This window comes from Micromonospora sp. DT68, assembly GCF_049847245.1.
GTDB lineage: Bacteria > Actinomycetota > Actinomycetes > Mycobacteriales > Micromonosporaceae > Micromonospora > Micromonospora profundi.
In genome coordinates this window covers 64,682-81,542 of sequence record NZ_JBNCNZ010000003.1, presented here as the reverse complement: position 1 = coordinate 81,542, position 16,861 = coordinate 64,682, and the positions used below count along the sequence as shown (strand labels likewise).

Below are 16,861 nucleotides of genomic sequence, written 5' to 3'. Positions count from 1 at the left end.
CGGCTGGGGCAGGCCCCTGATCATCGGCACCGGTGTCTTCCCGACGGGCACATGCGTGAGCACGCGGGGCTTACCGCGTGCTCAGTTGCGTCGAGAGGTCAGCGGGTCGGACGTACCCAGGGATCCGGGTCGTCGTCAGCATGATTCTCATCATCATCGTCGACGAACTCTTTAGAGTCGTCGTCGAAGTGGTGCTCAGACTTACCAGCACCCGCCAGTTCGCGCTGCAAGGCGGTGAGGTCGGTGTTCGGGGAGTGGTACTTCAACTCCCGGGCCACCTTTGTCTGCTTGGCCTTAGCACGGCCGCGCCCCATGGCTCGACCCCCTCGCACAGAATGCGGGGCAGCCCGAAGGCGGGCCCCGATGACGTCAGGCATCTCTCGTAGCTCTTACGGTACATGGGGATGCCATCGTTCGGCACCTCGGGTTACCGTCAGCCGGCTCTGCGCGTCGCGTTGATCCGGCCATCACCCAGTGTACCCGGTAAGGAGCGAAGCGGAGACCGCCCGTGACACCAGTCAAAGCGTGACAAACCTGACTCGGCTTCAGCGTACCGAGCACTACCGACCTCCGAGGCCCGGAGGCGGATCCCGGTCGATCCGCCCCCGGGGAGACGCTCAGCGCAGGTGGATCGTGCGCAGGCGGCCGACCTCGGCCATCCGCCGCTCGGCCAGCCGGTCCGCCGCGACCGCGGGCGGTACGCCGTCGGCGTCCGCCAGATGCAGGATCTCGCGGGTGGTGTCGTAGATCCGGGTTGCCCGGAGCTTCGCCCGATCGAAGTTGAAGCCGTCGATCTCGTCGGCCACCTGGATCACGCCGCCGGCGTTGACCACGTAGTCAGGGGTGTACAGGATGCCCCGGTCGGCCAGCAGCTTCTCGATGCCCGGGTGGGCGAGCTGGTTGTTCGCCGCCCCCGTCACCACCTTGGCGCGCAGTACCGGCACGGTGTCGTCGTTCAGAGCGCCGCCCAGCGCGCACGGCGCGTACACGTCGATGTCCGCGGCGACGAGCGCGGAGGCGTCGTCCACCAGGGTGATCTGCGGGTGGTTGGTGCGCGCCCAGGCCAGCGCCTTCGGGTTGACGTCGGTGGCGACCACCTCGGCGCCGTCCTCCAACAGGTGCCCGGCCAGGTACCTGCCGACCTTGCCCAGGCCCGCCACGCCGACCCGCCGGCCGCGCAGGCTGGGCGTGCCCCAGACGTGCTCGGCGGCGGCCCGCATGCCCTGGAAGACACCCCAGGAGGTGAGGATCGAGGAGTCACCGGCACCACCGTGCTCGACGCTGCGGCCTGTCACGTACCGGGTCTCCCGGGCGATCACGTCCATGTCCGCCACGTAGGTGCCCACGTCGCACGCCGTGTAGTAGCGGCCGGCGAGCGACTCCACGAAGCGGCCGTACGCGCGCAGCAGCGCCTCGCTCTTGACCTGCTCCGGGTCGCCCCAGATCACCGCCTTGCCGCCACCCAGATCCAGCCCGGCGAGCGCGTTCTTGTACGCCATGCCGCGGGACAGGTCGAGCACGTCGGCGAGCGCGTCCTCCTCGCTCGCGTACGGGTAGAAGCGGGTGCCGCCGAGGGCCGGCCCCAGTGCGGTGGAGTAGATCCCGATGATCGCCTTCAGGCCGCTCTGCTTGTCCTGGCAGAACACGACCTGTTCGTGACCGGTCAATCCCGGGTCGTCTGTGCTCGCGAATACGCCCATGGCTGGCTCCTGAGATGGTGTGCGCCCTTGTGGGGTGCGGACCTGGTGGACCTCCGGCGGGGATGCTGCCGGTGGGTTCGAGCCTAGTATCGGCCGCCGCGCAGGTGCCCGACGCGCCGCTGTCGTCCCACGTTGCGGCGCGCGTGGGTCCGGCCTCTGACCGCGTACGGGTGCGGTTCGTGGGAGGATCGCGCGGTGCCGTCGCTCTTCGCTTCATACCTGCGCGTGTACGAGCCGCTGACCGCATTCGACCGCGATCGGCAGAGCTACTGGCGCCGCTACGTCTCCGAAGGGCGCGCGGTCGCTCCAATGGAGGGGCCCGGCCGGCAACGGACGGCGGTGATCGAAGCGCTCGGCGCGGGCTGGACGCGGCTACCGGACCTGCCCGAGGAGGCGTACGTCCTGGAGACGGACGACAGCCTGCTGGTCTGCCCCTGGAACCTGCGGATCCGTGTCGCCGAGGCGGCGCTCAGCGCCCGGGACGGGGTGCCCTCGGTGCTCGCCGACGCCTTCGTGCCGCCGGTGCTCGCCGGGCAGGCCAGGGCCGTGGTGGACGACTGGCGCAGTGGTGCCCGGGTCCTGGAACACGGGGTGCCGCGGGTGCACGAGCAGATCGCCACCTGGGGCGTACCGCTGCGGTGGTTCGTGCTCTTCGACCCGACGGAGCGGGACCTGGTGACCGAGGCTGGCCGGCGCGCGATGCGCTACCGCACCGAGATCTCCAAGGCCCGCCGCCGGTCGTCCCGGGCGCTGTCGGTGCTGCGCAAGTCGGTGGGCGAGGCGCCGATCACCGATGCGGTGGAGGAGGCGGCCCGCTGGCTGGAGGAGTTCCATCCGCGTTCGGTGGTGGAGCTGGACTACGGCGGCCTCGTCGACCTGCTTTCCGACGAGACCCTCGAGGCTGACGACTCTCCAGAGCTGGTCGCCAGCGGCCTTGCCGGGCTGTCGCGGGGCGAGGCCGAGGAGGCGTCCGCCGCGTACGACAAGCTCGTGGCCCGGTGGCGTGCGGTGCAGCTGTTGGAGCGGTGCAACTAGGGCAAATAGCCCGAGGAACGCTCCCAAGTCGAGCAGTGCTCGTAGTTGACGCATCACGAACCGTGATCATGAGTCCGAATAAGGTACTTTCTGCCGTGTAAAAGTCGTAAAAATCGGGCATGGTTCATCCGTCCGTCTAGGGACCTTCATCCGTTCGGCCCATGTCGGACATCGGGGACTAGCCGGACCATGGGAGACGCGTCGGCCGGCGGGACCCCGGCCGATGTCTATACATGTGGAGGAGTGACCGATGGCATCGCGAACGCACGAACCAGAGCCGCTACTCACACCGGCCGAGGTGGCGTCGATGTTCCGGGTCGACCCGAAGACGGTGACCCGGTGGGCCAAGGCGGGCAAGCTCAGCGCCATCCGCACTCTGGGTGGCCACCGTCGATACCGCGAGTCGGAGGTCAGGGCGCTGCTGCAGGGTCAGATCCCGCAGCAGCGGCAGGGCGACTGAGCAGCATCAGCTTTTCCGGAAAGGGGCGGTGGATCTCGATCCGCCGCCCCTTTCCACGCCCGTTACCGGTCGTCGACAGTCCACTGTCAGTGTTGTGCCTCGGCAAGCGTCACGCGGATGCCGACAGTGCCGCCCTCGCCCCGGCGCAGCCGGCTGCCGAGCAGGCTCAGCCGGCCGAGCAGCCGGTACTTGTGCTTGAGCAGGTCACGGATCCGGCCGATGTCGCCGGCGTAGATCGTCGCGTGCGCGGGCACCTCCGCACCGTGCGGTCGACCCCGCACGTCACACGGCGCAACTGTCACCTCGCCGTTGCGGCGGATGCGCTTGACCTTGCCCGAGTCGGCCCGGGTCCAGACCGCCAACGCGTCGCCGTCCCGGACCGCCCAGACCGGCGTCGGCACCGCTCGGCCGTCCTTGCGGAAGGTCGTGAGCAGGATGTACTTCTCGGCCGCCAGCCGGTCCAGCATCGTCACGCCGCAAGGATACGGCGGGCACGGCCACTGAGTGGCCAGATAGCGTGAACATTGTGACTGGCGAGCCTCTCATCGGAGACGTGGTCGGCGAGCTGCTGCGGGACGCGCTCGCCGTAGCCACCGGGGTGGGACCCCGGCCGTTGGTCGGCGGACGGCTGCCCCGACCGGTCATCGAGATCATCGAGCGGGACGACGGGCTGATCAACGGCGCTCCGGCCGCGCACTACCTGGACGGACCGGCCGACTGGCAGCCCTACGACCACCGGGCCGTGGACCGGGCGCGGGGCGAGACCCTTGACGTCGGCACCGGCGCCGGCCGGATCGCGCTGCTGCTCCAGGAGCGCGGCGTACCGGTCACCGGGCTGGACACCTCCGCGGGCGCGCTGGCCGTGAGTCGACGTCGGGGCGTACGGAGGTTGGTGCACGGCACCGTGGACACCCACGTCGCCGACGGCCGGCGGTACGACACGTTCCTGCTGCTCGGCAACAACCTCGGGCTGATCGAGGGGCGGCAGCGGGCACCCGGCTTCCTCGCCGCGCTCGCCGCGCTGGCACGACCCGGGGCGCAGATCATCGCGCACGGCACCAACCCGTACGGCACCCGCGATCCACTGCACACCGGCTATCACGAGCGCAACCGCAGTCGGGGTCGGCTCGGCGGCCAGTTGAGGCTGCGACTGCGCTACCGCGAACTGGGCACGGATTGGTTCGACTACCTGGTCTGCTCGCCCGACGAGTTCGCCGAACTGGTGCACGGCAGCGCCTGGCGGCTTACCGATGTGGACGACCGCGACGCCCCCTACTACCTGGCCACCCTGCGTCTCGCCGAATGACCTTGTGGGTGTAAGGAAGGGCCCCTTATTAACGCCTGGCGTTAATAAGGGGCCCTTCCTTACACCTCAGACCTGGACGGTCGGAGGAAGCTGCTCGGGCGGCAGGCCACCGTCGCCGTCGACCACCTCGTCGGGGGTGCCGTCCTCGTCGATGTCCACCATGGTGATGTCCACCTTGCCGTCACCGTCGGTGTCGAACTGGAACAGATCGGCCTTGCCGTCGCCGTCGGTGTCGACCACCCACACGTCGGTTCGACCGTCGTTGTTGGTGTCAGCGCGCAACAGGTCGACCCGTTCGTCGCCCCGGGTCTCCACGACCTCCGAGTCGGTGCTGCCCGGGTCGGTGACGCTCTCCGGTGCCTGGCTCATGTCGACTGGTCCTTCCCTTGAGTTGACAGGCCGTACGTACCCGATCCCGCGCTCCCCCACGCATGGGCCGGGCCGTCGTGCTGTTTAGGGTCGCACCATGACCGAGCGGATCCGACGGAGCACCCGGGTCGACGCGGCGGGGACCCCGCGCGCCACCGGGCCGGACAGGGAGGCGTGATGAACGATCGTTTCGTGGTCGTCGGTGCGGGCACGATGGGGCTCGGCATCGCGTACGTGGCGGCTGGCTCCGGGCATGCAGTGGAGTTGGTGGAGGTGGACCCGGAGCGGGGCGCGACCGCGCTGAACCGGCTCGCCGACCTGTGGGAGCGGGCTGTGCAGCGCGGAAAGCTGACCGCCGACGAGGCCGCCGCCAACCGGCAGCGGGTGACGCTGCGCCCGAGGCTCGCCGCTGTCGACCCCGCCCCGGCGGTGATCGTGGAGGCCGTACCGGAGCGGCTCGACCTGAAGCGGGCCGTGCTGCGCGACGCCGCCGCTCTGACCCCGGCCCTGCTGGGCAGCAACACCTCAAGCATCGCCATCGGCGAGTTGGCCGCCGGCCTCCAGGCGCCGGAGCGCTTCGTCGGCCTGCACTTCTTCAACCCGGTCTGGGCGATGGCTCTGCTGGAGATCGTGGTCGGCCCGGCCACCGCCGAGGAGACCACCGCCGCGGCCGTCGCGCTCGCCGGTCGGCTGGGCAAGGACCCCGTCGTCGTACGCGACATGCCGGGCTTCGCCACCTCCCGGCTCGGGGTCACCCTGGGGCTGGAGGCGATCCGCATGGTCGCCGACGAGGTGGCCAGCCCTGCCGACATCGACAAGGCGATGGTGTTGGGCTACCGGCACCCGATCGGGCCGCTGGAACTCACCGACCTGGTCGGCCTTGACGTGCGGCTGGACATCGCACGGACCCTCCAGGCCGCGTACGGGGACCGCTTCGCGCCGCCGCCGCTGCTAGAGGAGATGGTGGCCGCCGGACGTCTGGGCAAGAAGTCGGGGCAGGGCTTCTACACGTGGGACGGCGGTGTGAAGCGGTGAGCGGGCTGCGGATCGAGGAGCTGCCGGACCGGCTCGTGGTCACGCTGGACCGACCGGAGAAACGCAACGCCATCGACGCCGACCTCGTCGCCGAACTGCACCAGGTCTGCGCCGAGTTGGAGGCGCGTCCCCGGCTGCTGTTGCTTACCGGCGGCGCGGAGGGCATCTTCGCCGGCGGCGCCGACATCGGCCAGCTCCGCGAGCGGGGGCGCACCGATGCCCTGGCCGCGATCAACTCGGCGGCCTTCGCACGGATCAGGGCGTTGCCGATGCCGAGTGTGGCCGCCGTCGACGGCCCTGCGCTGGGCGGCGGCGCGGAGCTGGCGTACGCCTGCGATCTGCGGGTGTGCACGGCGCGGGCGGTCTTCGGCCAGCCGGAGGTGCGGTTGGGCATCCTGGCCGGCGCCGGCGCGACCCACCGGCTGCCGGCGCTGATCGGCGAGGCCCGCGCCAAGGAGCTGCTGTTCACGGGCCGCCGGGTGGATGCCGCCGAGGCGCTGCGGATCGGCCTGGTGAACCGGGTGGTGGACGAGCCGGGTGAGCTGTTGGCAGTTGCGCACGGGCTGCTGGACGAGATGGCCCAGGGCTCACCGTTGGCCTTGCGGCTGACCAAGCTGGCTGTGGACGCGCCGGCCGCCGCGCACCCGCAGCTCGATCTGGTCAGCCAGGCGGTGCTGTTCGAGGACGAGGAGAAGCACCGCCGGATGACCGAGTTCCTGCAACGTCGTCGCGCCCGCTGACGCAGGTGAAACACCCACCGTCTGCCGGCGCGCGGCGCTGCTCGGCCACGATCGACTCGGGTTCCTTGAAATCGGGGCATCGGACGCGCTCGGATACCGCGATCTGCAGGAGAGCGAGTTGATCACGGGCGCCGCCTCAGACGGAACGGCCGCACCGGCGGGAAGCCGGTGCGGCCGTCGCGGTCCGCGGTCGATGCTCAGTGCCGGATCTGCACCCCGGAGTCGGCGAGCGCACGGATCACCTGGGCGGACTCGCCGAACCCGATGATCAGTACGGCGTCCGCGCCGAATTCCTTGATCTCCTTCGCGCCGCTCGTGAAGTCCACCGGAGGCGAATCCGGGTCCGGCGGCGGCTCGTAGGTGAGCAGTTTGAGGCGGTCACCGGCGATTCCGGCCTTCTCCAGCTCGCCACGGACGGTGGCCTGAAGGCCCTCGCCGTAGGAGTCCTTGCGAGCCACGATGACGATCTTCTGCGATCCGTCGCGAAGGATGACGTCGGCAAGCGCCCGGCCCTGGAGGCTGTCCGGCGGGGCGGTACGGAAGTAGAGGCCGTTGTCCTCGACATCGGTCAGGCTGGCGTCGGTGTTTGACGGCGAGAAGAGGATCCTGCCGGCCTTCACCACGTCCGGCAGTACCTCGCGGGAGATGCCCGAGGCGCCGGCGCCGATGATGACGCTCACGCCTTCCGCCGCGTGCCTGGCCACTGTCGCCTTGGCCACCGCCGGGCTGGTGCCGTCGTCGCCGTCCATCCACGTCACAGGCTTGCCCAGCGCACCACCGGCAGCGTTGATCTCCTTGATCGCCAGAGCGGCGCCAGCGGCCATCGGCGGGTACGCGAGCGCCAGGTCGCCGGTCTTCGGCAGCAGGCCGCCGATGATCAGAGGCTTCTGCTTGTCGTCGTCGCCCGGGCGGGCCTTGCGCGCCTTCGGCGGAGCCTTGGTGCTCGCCGCCGACTCGGCGCCCGCACCGACGAACTCGGTCTTGCCGTCGTTGATCTGCTGGCCGTCGAACGTCAGCGTGGCGTAGCTCGCCGTGGCCGGCTCACCCTTGTCGGTGAAGCCCGCACGGGTCAGCGACACACTGCGGTACTCGATGTCCTGTCCGGCACGGGCCAGGGTCAGGCAGGTGGCCGGGTCCTCGCAGCGCTGACCGTTGTTCGTGACGCCGACTATCTGCTTCGCGATGGCCGCCGGGTCGGTGCTCCCGGCGAGCTGGGCGGCGAGCGCCGCGATCACCACAGCGTCGTACGTCTCCGCCGAGTAGAGGAAGTCCGTCAGCGCCGGATTGACGGACCGTAGCCGGCTCTTGAAGTCGTCGGGCAGAGGTGTGAGCGGCGTGGTCCCCTTCATCCCATCGACGAGATCCGCGCGTTCCTTCAACTCCGCTGGGTAGGAGTTGAGCATGTTGCCATCCGTGCCATAGAGGCGCACCTGTTGGGCGCTGCCCTCTTCGGCCTTGTCATCCCCGCAAGCGCTTGTGGCGAGCAGGATCGTCGCGCAGGCGGCCAGTGTGGCCACCCGCGAACGGCGTGATACGAGCATGGTCGTCCTTCCTCCGGCGAAGGTCCGCTGCGCACATTAGCGTGCCGGGCCTGGCAGCGGGACCGTGGAGGTGCTGTAATGCGCAGGCCACCCAGGTTGAACACGCAGAGTGACGAGCCTGCGGGGCCTTGACCTCCGGTCCTACTGTGCGCTGCGTGACCGACCTACCACAGCAGACGTTCGACGACGCGGCCGCCGTGCTCAGCTCGGCACTCTCTGGCGATGGAGACGCGGTGGTGGGGGCATTCGACGCGGTTGTCGACCGTGCCGGCCTGCCCGGCGCGTACGGGGTCGCCTGGTGCCTTGCCGCGACGATGGTCGGTGACACGCCATCGACCACCGGATGCGCGTTGGACTTCCCCGGAATCGAACAGGCGGCCTATGACGCCCGCTGGGTGGCGCGGTTCGTGAGCGCGTACGCCAACCAGGACGTACCGACCGGGGAGGCGCTGTTCGGTGCGGCCGCTGCCGACGGGCTGCTCTCCGACTGTCTGCTCACGCTCGCCGGCTCGACCATCGCCACCCTGCGCAGCCGCGCCGGCTGACGCTTCGCGCGGCGCCCGTCGGGACCCGGGCGCCGCGCCCATCCGGACCGCTCAGAACGCGTGGTACGCCACAAGTGGCTCGTACTCGTAGCGGAGGTTCTCGAAGCGGACCCGGAAGTTGACGCCGTCGCGGACATTGGTCGCAACCGTGATCCAGCCGGAGTTGGCCGGCAGGTAGGTCCAGTAGTTGCAGCTCCCCGTCTTGTCGACGAAGATCACGCAGGCGTCCGTGCCGTACGCGCTGGCGTTGCGCACGTTGATGTCACGGCACCGGCTCGTGGTGCGGTAGGTGCCGGCCTGGCCGCCGTAACCGCCGGTCTGGAAGAACGACCGGACCGCACCGCCGTAGCAGGTGGCGAGCGTGGCGTAGAGGTTCGGCCCCGAGACCTCCGGACCGGCCGGTTTGACCTGGTTGACCTCTGTGGCTTGGGCGGCGGAAGTGGCCTGGGCGGCCTGAGCGGGTGCGCCGACGGCGAGCAGCGTGGCGGCCGTGGCGACGGCGAGCAGGCGAGCAATCGGGGATGACATGCGGGCCTCCGGAAACGATTCACTGACCGTCCGTACCGGACGGGCGAGCCGATCGTGACGATGATACTCATCGATTGATCTGCCTGTGGTCCCGTCGCTGTCGGTCGGGTGTGATAGCTCTGGAGGCATGTCCGAGGCCATGCTCAGCAAGGTGCGCAAACTGCTGGCCCAGGCCGAGGACCCGGCCTGCACGCCTGCCGAGTCGGCCGCGTTCACCGCCAAGGCGACCGAGTTGATCGCCCGCTACGGCGTCGACAGGGCGCTGCTCGCCGTCCGCGACCCCACCACCGACCCGGTGGGCGACCGGGTGCTGGACATCGTCGCCCCGTACGCCCGCGACAAGGTAGGCCTCCTCGCCGCCGTCGCCGAACCACTGCGCTGCCGCTGTGTCCGTCGCCCGCGGGGCAACGGGTTCACGCTGCACCTCTTCGGCTTCGCCAGCGACCTGGAACGGGTCGACCTGCTCTTCACCTCGCTGCTCGTCCAAGCGGCACACGGGCTGGCTGCCACGACGGTGCCCGAGGGCGAGCACCTGGCCGCCTTCCGCCGGTCCTGGCTCGCCGGCTTCGCAGAGGTGATCGGAGGTCGACTCTGGGCGGCCGAGAGGGCAGCAGCCAGCGAGCCGGGCACACCGTCCGTGGCGCTGGTGCTGGCCGACCGCTCAGACCGGGTGCAGCGGCGGCTCGCCGAGGAGTACCCGCGACTGCGTACCGCCCTGCCGCGCCGGCTGGCCGGCACCGGCTTCGACTCCGGGGCGGAGGCCGGGCAACGCGCGAACCTGGGCGGCCGTGACCTCAACACCCGCTCATCCGCCGCTCGACAGCTCGGCGGCGGCTGATCCCCCTGCGCTGCCGGGGGCGGCGGCCGTCGAAGCTGCCGCGCTGCCAGGCGCGGCGGCTGGCTCAGGCGGGGCTGGCGGGGTGGCGGCGAGCCACGGTGGCGAGGTAGCGGGAGAGCAGCTCGTGCCAGCCTGCTGTGAGCGCCTTGCGGTATCCCTCGGCAGCCTCACCGTGCCTGTCGAAGTGCCGGTGCTCAAGCTCGACCCGGGTGCGCTCGGGCCCGTCCGCCAGGAACAGCACCTCGACCTCACTGGCCCGAGCCGGATCCGGCACCGGCACCCGGTCCGGGCCGATCTGCCAGGCGAAGACCAGCCGGCGGGGCGGATCCCAGGTGAGCACCCGTCCCCAGTCGGCGCGGAAGCCGTGCGGCCCGATCTCGTACAGCATGCCGCCGGCCTGCGGCTCCATACCCAGCTTGGCGAGCGCCTCCGGACCGGACCAGGTGTATTCGGTGACCCACCAGTCGCTCAACTCGTCGGTGAAGACAGCGAACGCGTGCTCCGGCGGCCCTGGGACGAGGAGGCTGCACCGCAAGGAGAAACGCTCCAGGTCCTGACGGATGCCGGCCGGATCAGTCATCTCCTGTCCCATAGGCCCGGACCATACCGGCTGATGCCCGGGTGTGCAGCTTCGCGCAGTGCCTTTTCCAGACAGTGAGTTGCCGAGCGGTCACAGATGGGATGCCCCGCCGGAAAGCGGGTAACCGCGCCGGACGTCCGAACGACCGGGCGGTGTACGGGGTGGAGCGGAAGCATGAGCGAGAGCGCGCAGCAGCGGAAGCCGGACCGGAACGTCGACGACCCCGACGTCCTGCTCGACATTCCGAAGGTATCGGTCGACACGCTGCGGCTGGCCGTCGACGGGTTGGACGCCGAACTCTCGCTGCGGGCACGGCTGGCCAACCTGCTCCACATCGACGCCGGCGTACGGGTGCACCTGCGCGGCGTCGAACTGGACGTCGACGGCGTGCAGGCCGAGGCGCAGTTGCGCGTGCGGTTGGAGCAGCTGGTGGCGCTGCTGAGCAAGGCGCTCGACACGATCGACAACAACCCGCAGGTGGTCGAAGCCATCGGCCGGTCGGCCGTCCCCGCGATCGACGACCTCAGCCGCGGCACCGAACAGGTGACCGTCAGGGTCGCCGAAGGCAGCGCCTCGGCACAGCACTCCGGGGTACGCGACGAACTGCGCCGGCGATCAGCAACGCCGGGAACCATTGCGCGCCCGACCCGACCGGGTTCCGAGCGGACCGGTACGCCAGACCGGGGCCGAGCGGAGGCTACCGGGCCAGCGGGATCGCGTCCGGGCGAGCGCCGACCGACGGGCCGCGGCCCTGCGGACCGGGTGCCCGAGGATCAGAGCGGCAACGGTCAGGGTGGCAGCGGCGGGCAGGGCGGCAGCGGTCAGGGCGGCAGCGGTCAGGGTGGCAGTGGCCAGGGCAGCGGCGGTCCCGGTGGCAGTGGCGGTCCTGGTGACAGCGGTCAGGGTGGCGGGCCGGGCGGGGCTCAGGCTGCCGCTCAGAGCGCTACGCAGTTCGCCGAGCAGGCGGGTGAGACTCTGCGGCAGGCGGGGCGCAGCGTGTGGGAGGCGATCCAGGGCGGCCTGGCGCAGCACCGCCCGCCGGACCGCCGGGATTAGCGACGGTGCCTGGTGCGCAGTCGACAATGAGGCCGCAGCGGCGGGCACAAAAGCAAGATCCCCACCTACGTTTCCGCTGGTGGGGATCTCTGTAGCCCGGCGAAAGGCTATGTGGCCAGGGGCGGGGTCGAACCGCCGACCTTCCGATTTTCAGGCACCTGCATTTCCGCAGGTCAGGGAGGCGCCGAGGGGTGTCGTGCAACCAACGTGCATCTAGTTGCGCATCGTGATGTGCCGGGGCAGTCGTGCAACGTCGCCGTGCGCGGCGAGTTCGGACAGCGCGTTGGCGATCTCGCGATCCCGTCCGTCGACGGCGTGGAGGTACCGGCGAGCGGCAGCCATGGACGAGTGCCCGAGTCGCTTCATCAAGTCGGCCAGGGTCGCGCCGGTCTGCGCGGCGAGGGTCTGCCCGGTGTGCCGCAGGTCGTGGAAGGCCAGATCATCTAGACCGACCTTCTTCCGTGCCCGGACGAACGCTTGGTAGAGGGTGTTGCCCCGCAGCGGCGTTCCATCACGGCTGACGAACAGGCGATCTTTGCCCGCGTACGTGTCCAGATGCAGCCGGACCAGCGGCACGACGTGGGGTGGAATGGTGATGGTTCGCTTCCCAGCCTCCGACTTCGGGTCCTTGTCGAATGCCTGCCCGGGTGCGTGCAAGGGTTCGACGCGGGCCTTCCGGACAGTGATCGTGTGTTGGGTCAGGTCCACATCTGCGACGCGTAGACCGGCGATTTCGCCGCGCCGCAGGCCGCACCAGGCGGCGATGAGAACAGCGGTGCGGTATCGCGGGGTGATGGCGTCGACCAGGGCGACGACCTGAGCGGGCGTAGCAACTGGTCGCTCAGCGACGCGGACCGTTCCAGCGCCGGGGATCTGGCACGGGTTCCGGGCGATGATCCCCTCACGAACAGCGGTGTTCATGACCATGCGCAGAAAGCGGTATGACTGAGAGATAGAGGTACGGCCACCCTTGCCCCGGAGGGCGGCAGCGTGCCATTCCCGAACCCGACTCGCGCTGAGTTCACGAAGCGACACACCGACCAGCGGTGCCAGATGCAGCCGGAGGTTACGTTCGCACGTCTCCCGCCATCGGATGCCGATCTTCGGGCTGTCCCGCAGGATGGCCCGCGCGTAGTTACCGAATGTCTCTGAGGCCGCACGGTCGTCCAGCCAGGTACCGCGCGAGATGTCTGCCTCGACCAGCGTCAACCAACGGTTAGCGTCTGTCTTGGTCTTGAAGGTGTGCGGCGCGGTCTGGCGAGCACCACCGCCCGGGGGTATGAACGAGGCTTGGAACCGCCCGGAAGGCAGCTTGCGGACCATGCCGAAACGGCGCTTACCCATCAGGCCACCGCCTTCCCATTCGACCACTCAACGGTGATCGGCTCGACCGTGCCAGCAGCGATGAACTCCGTGAGAGCTGACTCGGGAATCCGGACGTGAGCGCCGACCTTGACGAACCGGATGCGCCGTTCAGCGATCAGCCGGCGCGGGAAACGCTCGGTGGTCCCGAGGCGGACCGCGACCTCAGCCACAGTCATCAGCCGATCCATTACCGGACCACCTTCCGAGCCGAGGGAAGCTTTTCGTCGGGGCCAGGTACTGCTGGTAGCAGTCCTCGGCGAAGTAGTACGGCCGAATCGTCCGGTGAACCCGCGTCCGCACGGTCCCGCGCAGCAAGCAGGGCCGCCCGCCATTGCGCCCGTTGGGACAGTGCCCGCAGGAGCCGGTGTTGCAGGGGTGGGATGTCCGGGTCGTCGGGGCGGGCCATCTCCCAGGCGTAGGCGGCGGGTTGGTCCGGTCCGGCGGGGTCGGCGTCGTCGGCGCCGGTGGTGATGCCGAGGAGGTTGCGGACCCAGGCGCGGGCGTCGGCGCGGTGGTCGGCGAGGGTTTTTCCGGACCAGTCGCGGGAGACGAGGATGCGTCGGCCGCCGATGCCGAGGGTGGCGCGTTGGTGGACTTTGCCTTTGCAGCGTCCCGCTTGCAGCCGCCCGTGTGCTTTCTTGGGTTGGATGCCGTAGAGCAGCCAGTTGGCGCACCGTTCGTTGCACGGCGTGATCCGGAGTTGGTGCCATAGCCGGTCGAGGTGCTCGCGTTGCCGGTCGGTGTCGGTCTTGTGGCAGTCGGCGGCGCTCTTGGTGATGTACTTCGTGATGTAGCCGATGGTGCGGTCGGCGTGCACGGTTCCGGGGGTGACGCCTTCGGCGTGGACCTGACGACCGAAGCGGACGACGTGGACGGGTTCGGCGTCGGGGTCGGCGTCGATCAGGTCCAGGGCGTCAGCCCACGACGGCAGCGATTCAGCGGTGTCGGGGTCAACCCACTCGCCGCGGTCGTTGTCCCAGAGGGGCGGCCGGTCGAGGGAGTACACGGGTTCGTCAGCGGGTGGCCACCAGACTTGGTGGTAGGTGGCGGCGGCGACCTGCCGCAGCATTGCGCGGGGGATGGTTCCTCGGATGGCGAAGTGCGCGTGCGGCGCGAGGCGGCGTTGGGGCTCGACGCACCCGGCGTACTGGACGTTCCAGCCGGCGCATCGGCGCAGGTTCTGCCAGAACCGGTCGAGGAGCCGGGCGAAGTGCACCGCGTCCCAGGCAGCGCGCCGGTAGTCGTAGGTGTCCGGGTCGACGGGTGTGCCGTCGGGTCGAACGCGGCCGTAGCTGTCGAGGGTGAGCGACAGCCACATCGAGGGGCGATGTTCGGTGCCGTCCGGAGCGGTGTAGACCCGACCAACGGTGCGGCGCTCGACCTTCTTGCGGGGTAGGTCGGGGGCGTCCTGGCGACGCTTGGTGGACCGCTTGCGCCGGGTGCCCTCAGCGTCTTCGTCGTCGTGGGGTGGGGCGACTTGCCCGCGTAGCCCTTCGGCGGCGATGGCCTCCTCTACCTCCGCGATGGCATGGTCGATGCCGGGTAGCTGGTCGAACTGTGCGGCGCGTTGGGCTTCGTCGCGGGCGAATTCCAGGTGCGCCCGCAGGAGGATCAACTCCCGTTGGGCGTCGGTGGCGGGGTTGGGGGCGGGGGCGGGTTCGTCGGTGCGGTGCCAACCTTCCCGGATCTGGGTCTGGCGTAGCCGGCGGGCGCGTTTGGCGCACGGCTCGCACTTGTCCTCCCGGGTAGTGCCGCAGGGCAGGTCGATGACTTCGGTGTGGCCGGTGTGCAGGTCGGTGCGGCGCAGGGTGACCGGGCGCAGGCACACGCCGTACTCGGCGGCCATCTCGGTGAGCACCTGACGCGACATGGGCAGCGCGAGGCGGGCAGCACGAGACCCGCTCGCCGGCGCAATGGTCACCGGGGCGGGGTTGGGTTCGGTGGTGGCGTCGGGGGTGAAGCCGGGCAAGGTCGGGGCGGTCAACGGGTCACCTCCGGGAGGTCGAACAGGGTGGGTTGGGTGTCACCGATCGGGATGGTGCGGGTCGGTCCGGCGGCGCTCGCCCAGCGATGGGCAGCAGCGGTGTGCCGGGCGCAGGTGGTCTCGGCGCGGTAGCTGCCGGTGCCGGGTTGGCCGGCTTCGATCAGGGCGGTGGCTGGCCCACCGCAGCGGGCGCAGTAGGTGGGCCAGCCGGTAGCCATGGCGGTCAGTGGCCGCAGCCGGGGCAATGCAGACCCGGGCAGCAGCGACCCGAGCCGCGCAGCAGCAGGGTGATGACGATCAGGACCAGGACGACGCCCGCGACAGCGGGGAACGCAGCCCGGATCGTCTGGACGAGCTGCGCGGCGAGATAGCCGACAGCGGCGAGGGCGCCCACGGCCGGGACCACGATGGCAACGGCGACTCGACCACGGTTGACCCTGCGGGCCGGGGCGGGTGCGGGCCAGGTGGTGTCGAGGAACCGCACCGTGACCGTCACCCGGGAATCCCCAGGGATCAGTCGTGGCTCGCTCATCGACAGCAGCCGGTTGGAGTCGCGGACCAGGGCGACGGTCGCGGCGACTTCGGCAGGGGTGCCAACGATCCGGCGAGCGACAACGGCGGGGCGGCGGGTTTGGACGCGGGCGAGCTGGGTGCGGGTCATCGGGTCACCTCCGAGGTGAAGACGTGGCCGTTGCGGGGGGCCTGGACGACGGACGACACCAGCGCCGACCGCATCGACGTCGGCAGGGCGGGTGCGGCGACGGCCGGTGCCAGGTCTACGGGCGGAACAGGGTCGGGGGCCGGGGAGTTGGCAGGTTCGGTGTCCTCGGTGGCTGGCTGATTCTTGGCGGCCAGGTCGCGGGCAGCGGTGAGGAGGGCCGTGGCTTCGGCTTCGATCGCGGCGAAGTCAGGTCGGATGCGTCCGGCGACGAGTTCGACGCCGATGACGAGGACGACGACCAGGGCGAAGATGAGGCGCAGGCCGAGGCTTCCCGGGGAGGCGAAGTTGATGGTGGCCGACAGCATGGCGGCGGCGGCAAACACGACCATGGCCCCGCGCTTGGCGTCACGGGCGATGCCCGAGGTGCGGACGACGGTCAGCATCGACACCATCGCGGCGTCGAAGATCAGCGGCACCAGGTAGGCGAAGTAGCCGGCGTTCTGGGTCCACAGGTAGTGGGCTTGGTGCAGGTAGCTGGTCAGGAGCGCGCCGAGCAGAACGAATCGGTTGTACCGCTTAATCGAGTTGATTGCCTTGAGCATGGTCGGCACCGCGTTGCGGGCGTACTCGGCCGCGAACTGCTCGGTGACAGTGGCCGGGTCAGTGGTCGACACGAGCAGTCACCTCCCGATTGGTCACGACCGGCGGTGCCGGGCGCAGCCAGGCGCGCAGGTTGCGGATGTAGACGGCGCCGTAGGCGAAGCAGGAGACGAGGAAGCCCCACTGCTCGGTCGTCAGGGAGTAGGCCAGCCACAGGAGTTGGGCGGCGAGGCCGACGGCCCAGCCGGTCCAGGAGCGCTTACCGGCGAGGTAGAGACCGGTGACACCGACGGCCATCAGGAGCCAGGACCACAGCTGCGGGTTCATGCAGCCCACCCCCACGCTTCGGCGTCGTCGGCAGCGATTTCGGCGTGCCGGGCGAGCGCCGCGGCGAGGATCGCGTCGGCAGTGGTGTCGGGGGCGCAGTAGGGGCACTGCTGGTCGGGGTCGGTGTGGGCGAGATCGAGGCAGGTCCGGCGGATGGGCCGGCGGTTGAGTCGACGGGTACGCATCACGAA

23 protein-coding genes are annotated in these 16,861 nt (G+C 70.1%); 8 read left to right on the top strand and 15 right to left on the bottom strand.

Features of this window, described 5'->3' with window-relative positions:
- Positions 1-98: 98 nt before the first annotated feature.
- Both ACPXB1_RS06535 and ACPXB1_RS06530 read right to left on the bottom strand, forming a co-directional pair.
- A complete protein-coding gene (locus ACPXB1_RS06535; RefSeq protein ID WP_007454329.1) occupies positions 99-314 on the bottom strand; it encodes a DUF3073 domain-containing protein in 216 nt (71 codons plus the stop codon).
- A 303-nt stretch (positions 315-617) separates the two neighbouring features.
- Positions 618-1,700 carry a Leu/Phe/Val dehydrogenase gene (locus ACPXB1_RS06530; protein ID WP_355587810.1) on the bottom strand — a complete coding sequence of 361 codons (1,083 nt, stop codon included), beginning with the start codon at positions 1,698-1,700 and terminating at the stop codon, positions 618-620.
- Between the two features lie 195 nt (positions 1,701-1,895).
- Between ACPXB1_RS06530 and ACPXB1_RS06525 the strand changes: the two genes are divergently transcribed.
- Both ACPXB1_RS06525 and ACPXB1_RS06520 read left to right on the top strand, forming a co-directional pair.
- The gene (locus ACPXB1_RS06525) at positions 1,896-2,735 is read left to right on the top strand and encodes a hypothetical protein (RefSeq protein WP_355587812.1); all 840 of its coding nucleotides are present in this window, start codon (positions 1,896-1,898) and stop codon (positions 2,733-2,735) included.
- 250 nt (positions 2,736-2,985) lie between these two features.
- Positions 2,986-3,195 (top strand): BldC family transcriptional regulator, encoded by a 210-nt coding sequence (locus tag ACPXB1_RS06520; RefSeq protein ID WP_007073996.1) that lies wholly within the window; start codon positions 2,986-2,988, stop codon positions 3,193-3,195.
- Positions 3,196-3,281: 86 nt separating this feature from the next.
- Here the strand turns inward: ACPXB1_RS06520 and ACPXB1_RS06515 are convergent, their stop codons facing one another.
- Positions 3,282-3,668, bottom strand: coding sequence for a PPOX class F420-dependent oxidoreductase (locus ACPXB1_RS06515; protein ID WP_355587814.1), 387 nt, complete (start codon positions 3,666-3,668; stop codon positions 3,282-3,284).
- A gap of 53 nt (positions 3,669-3,721) precedes the next feature.
- Here ACPXB1_RS06515 and ACPXB1_RS06510 point away from each other — a divergent pair, with 53 nt between their 5' ends.
- Positions 3,722-4,501 carry a class I SAM-dependent methyltransferase gene (locus ACPXB1_RS06510; RefSeq protein ID WP_355587816.1) on the top strand — a complete coding sequence of 260 codons (780 nt, stop codon included), beginning with the start codon at positions 3,722-3,724 and terminating at the stop codon, positions 4,499-4,501.
- A gap of 66 nt (positions 4,502-4,567) precedes the next feature.
- Here the strand turns inward: ACPXB1_RS06510 and ACPXB1_RS06505 are convergent, their stop codons facing one another.
- The gene (locus tag ACPXB1_RS06505) at positions 4,568-4,870 is read right to left on the bottom strand and encodes a hypothetical protein (RefSeq protein WP_355587818.1); all 303 of its coding nucleotides are present in this window, start codon (positions 4,868-4,870) and stop codon (positions 4,568-4,570) included.
- Positions 4,871-5,047: 177 nt separating this feature from the next.
- Between ACPXB1_RS06505 and ACPXB1_RS06500 the strand changes: the two genes are divergently transcribed.
- Both ACPXB1_RS06500 and ACPXB1_RS06495 read left to right on the top strand, forming a co-directional pair.
- The gene (locus ACPXB1_RS06500; protein WP_425734940.1) at positions 5,048-5,905 is read left to right on the top strand and encodes a 3-hydroxyacyl-CoA dehydrogenase family protein; all 858 of its coding nucleotides are present in this window, start codon (positions 5,048-5,050) and stop codon (positions 5,903-5,905) included.
- A complete protein-coding gene (locus ACPXB1_RS06495; RefSeq protein ID WP_355587822.1) occupies positions 5,902-6,645 on the top strand; it encodes an enoyl-CoA hydratase/isomerase family protein in 744 nt (247 codons plus the stop codon). Before ACPXB1_RS06500 ends, ACPXB1_RS06495 begins: the two co-directional genes overlap by 4 nt.
- 197 nt (positions 6,646-6,842) lie before the next feature.
- Here ACPXB1_RS06495 and ACPXB1_RS06490 read toward each other — a convergent pair whose 3' ends face one another.
- On the bottom strand, positions 6,843-8,186 hold the full coding sequence (locus ACPXB1_RS06490) for an ABC transporter substrate-binding protein (protein WP_355587823.1): 1,344 nt from the start codon (positions 8,184-8,186) through the stop codon (positions 6,843-6,845).
- A gap of 155 nt (positions 8,187-8,341) precedes the next feature.
- Here ACPXB1_RS06490 and ACPXB1_RS06485 point away from each other — a divergent pair, with 155 nt between their 5' ends.
- Positions 8,342-8,731: a hypothetical protein gene (locus ACPXB1_RS06485; protein WP_355587825.1), complete on the top strand. Its 390-nt coding sequence runs from the start codon at positions 8,342-8,344 to the stop codon at positions 8,729-8,731.
- A 51-nt stretch (positions 8,732-8,782) separates the two neighbouring features.
- On the opposite strand, the gene ACPXB1_RS06480 is transcribed toward ACPXB1_RS06485, so the two are convergent.
- On the bottom strand, positions 8,783-9,259 hold the full coding sequence (locus ACPXB1_RS06480; RefSeq protein ID WP_355587827.1) for a hypothetical protein: 477 nt from the start codon (positions 9,257-9,259) through the stop codon (positions 8,783-8,785).
- 127 nt (positions 9,260-9,386) lie between these two features.
- On the opposite strand from ACPXB1_RS06480, the gene ACPXB1_RS06475 reads away from it, so the two are divergent.
- Entirely contained in the window at positions 9,387-10,097 is a 711-nt protein-coding gene (locus ACPXB1_RS06475; protein ID WP_425734939.1) for a DUF2786 domain-containing protein, read from the top strand.
- Positions 10,098-10,161: 64 nt separating this feature from the next.
- On the opposite strand, the gene ACPXB1_RS06470 is transcribed toward ACPXB1_RS06475, so the two are convergent.
- On the bottom strand, positions 10,162-10,689 hold the full coding sequence (locus ACPXB1_RS06470) for an SRPBCC family protein (RefSeq protein WP_355587830.1): 528 nt from the start codon (positions 10,687-10,689) through the stop codon (positions 10,162-10,164).
- A gap of 162 nt (positions 10,690-10,851) precedes the next feature.
- Between ACPXB1_RS06470 and ACPXB1_RS06465 the strand changes: the two genes are divergently transcribed.
- Positions 10,852-11,733, top strand: a complete 882-nt coding sequence (locus tag ACPXB1_RS06465) for a hypothetical protein (protein ID WP_425734938.1) — start codon at positions 10,852-10,854, stop codon at positions 11,731-11,733.
- A gap of 213 nt (positions 11,734-11,946) precedes the next feature.
- On the opposite strand, the gene ACPXB1_RS06460 is transcribed toward ACPXB1_RS06465, so the two are convergent.
- The 8 genes from ACPXB1_RS06460 to ACPXB1_RS06425 are packed head-to-tail and all read right to left on the bottom strand — an operon-like array spanning position 11,947 to position 16,855.
- Positions 11,947-13,104, bottom strand: coding sequence for a tyrosine-type recombinase/integrase (locus ACPXB1_RS06460; protein WP_425734937.1), 1,158 nt, complete (start codon positions 13,102-13,104; stop codon positions 11,947-11,949).
- Positions 13,077-13,274: an excisionase family DNA-binding protein gene (locus tag ACPXB1_RS06455; RefSeq protein ID WP_425734936.1), complete on the bottom strand. Its 198-nt coding sequence runs from the start codon at positions 13,272-13,274 to the stop codon at positions 13,077-13,079. Before ACPXB1_RS06455 ends, ACPXB1_RS06460 begins: the two co-directional genes overlap by 28 nt.
- An 11-nt stretch (positions 13,275-13,285) precedes the next feature.
- Positions 13,286-15,082: a replication initiator gene (locus tag ACPXB1_RS06450; protein WP_425734935.1), complete on the bottom strand. Its 1,797-nt coding sequence runs from the start codon at positions 15,080-15,082 to the stop codon at positions 13,286-13,288.
- Positions 15,079-15,300 carry a hypothetical protein gene (locus ACPXB1_RS06445; RefSeq protein ID WP_425734934.1) on the bottom strand — a complete coding sequence of 74 codons (222 nt, stop codon included), beginning with the start codon at positions 15,298-15,300 and terminating at the stop codon, positions 15,079-15,081. Before ACPXB1_RS06445 ends, ACPXB1_RS06450 begins: the two co-directional genes overlap by 4 nt.
- A gap of 5 nt (positions 15,301-15,305) precedes the next feature.
- Positions 15,306-15,743 carry a hypothetical protein gene (locus ACPXB1_RS06440; protein WP_425734933.1) on the bottom strand — a complete coding sequence of 146 codons (438 nt, stop codon included), beginning with the start codon at positions 15,741-15,743 and terminating at the stop codon, positions 15,306-15,308.
- The gene (locus ACPXB1_RS06435) at positions 15,740-16,417 is read right to left on the bottom strand and encodes a DUF2637 domain-containing protein (protein ID WP_425734932.1); all 678 of its coding nucleotides are present in this window, start codon (positions 16,415-16,417) and stop codon (positions 15,740-15,742) included. Before ACPXB1_RS06435 ends, ACPXB1_RS06440 begins: the two co-directional genes overlap by 4 nt.
- Entirely contained in the window at positions 16,404-16,670 is a 267-nt protein-coding gene (locus tag ACPXB1_RS06430; RefSeq protein ID WP_425734931.1) for a hypothetical protein, read from the bottom strand. The genes ACPXB1_RS06435 and ACPXB1_RS06430 overlap by 14 nt, the downstream gene beginning before the upstream one ends.
- Positions 16,667-16,855 (bottom strand): hypothetical protein, encoded by a 189-nt coding sequence (locus tag ACPXB1_RS06425; RefSeq protein WP_425734930.1) that lies wholly within the window; start codon positions 16,853-16,855, stop codon positions 16,667-16,669. The genes ACPXB1_RS06430 and ACPXB1_RS06425 overlap by 4 nt, the downstream gene beginning before the upstream one ends.
- Between the last annotated feature and the right edge of the window lie 6 nt (positions 16,856-16,861).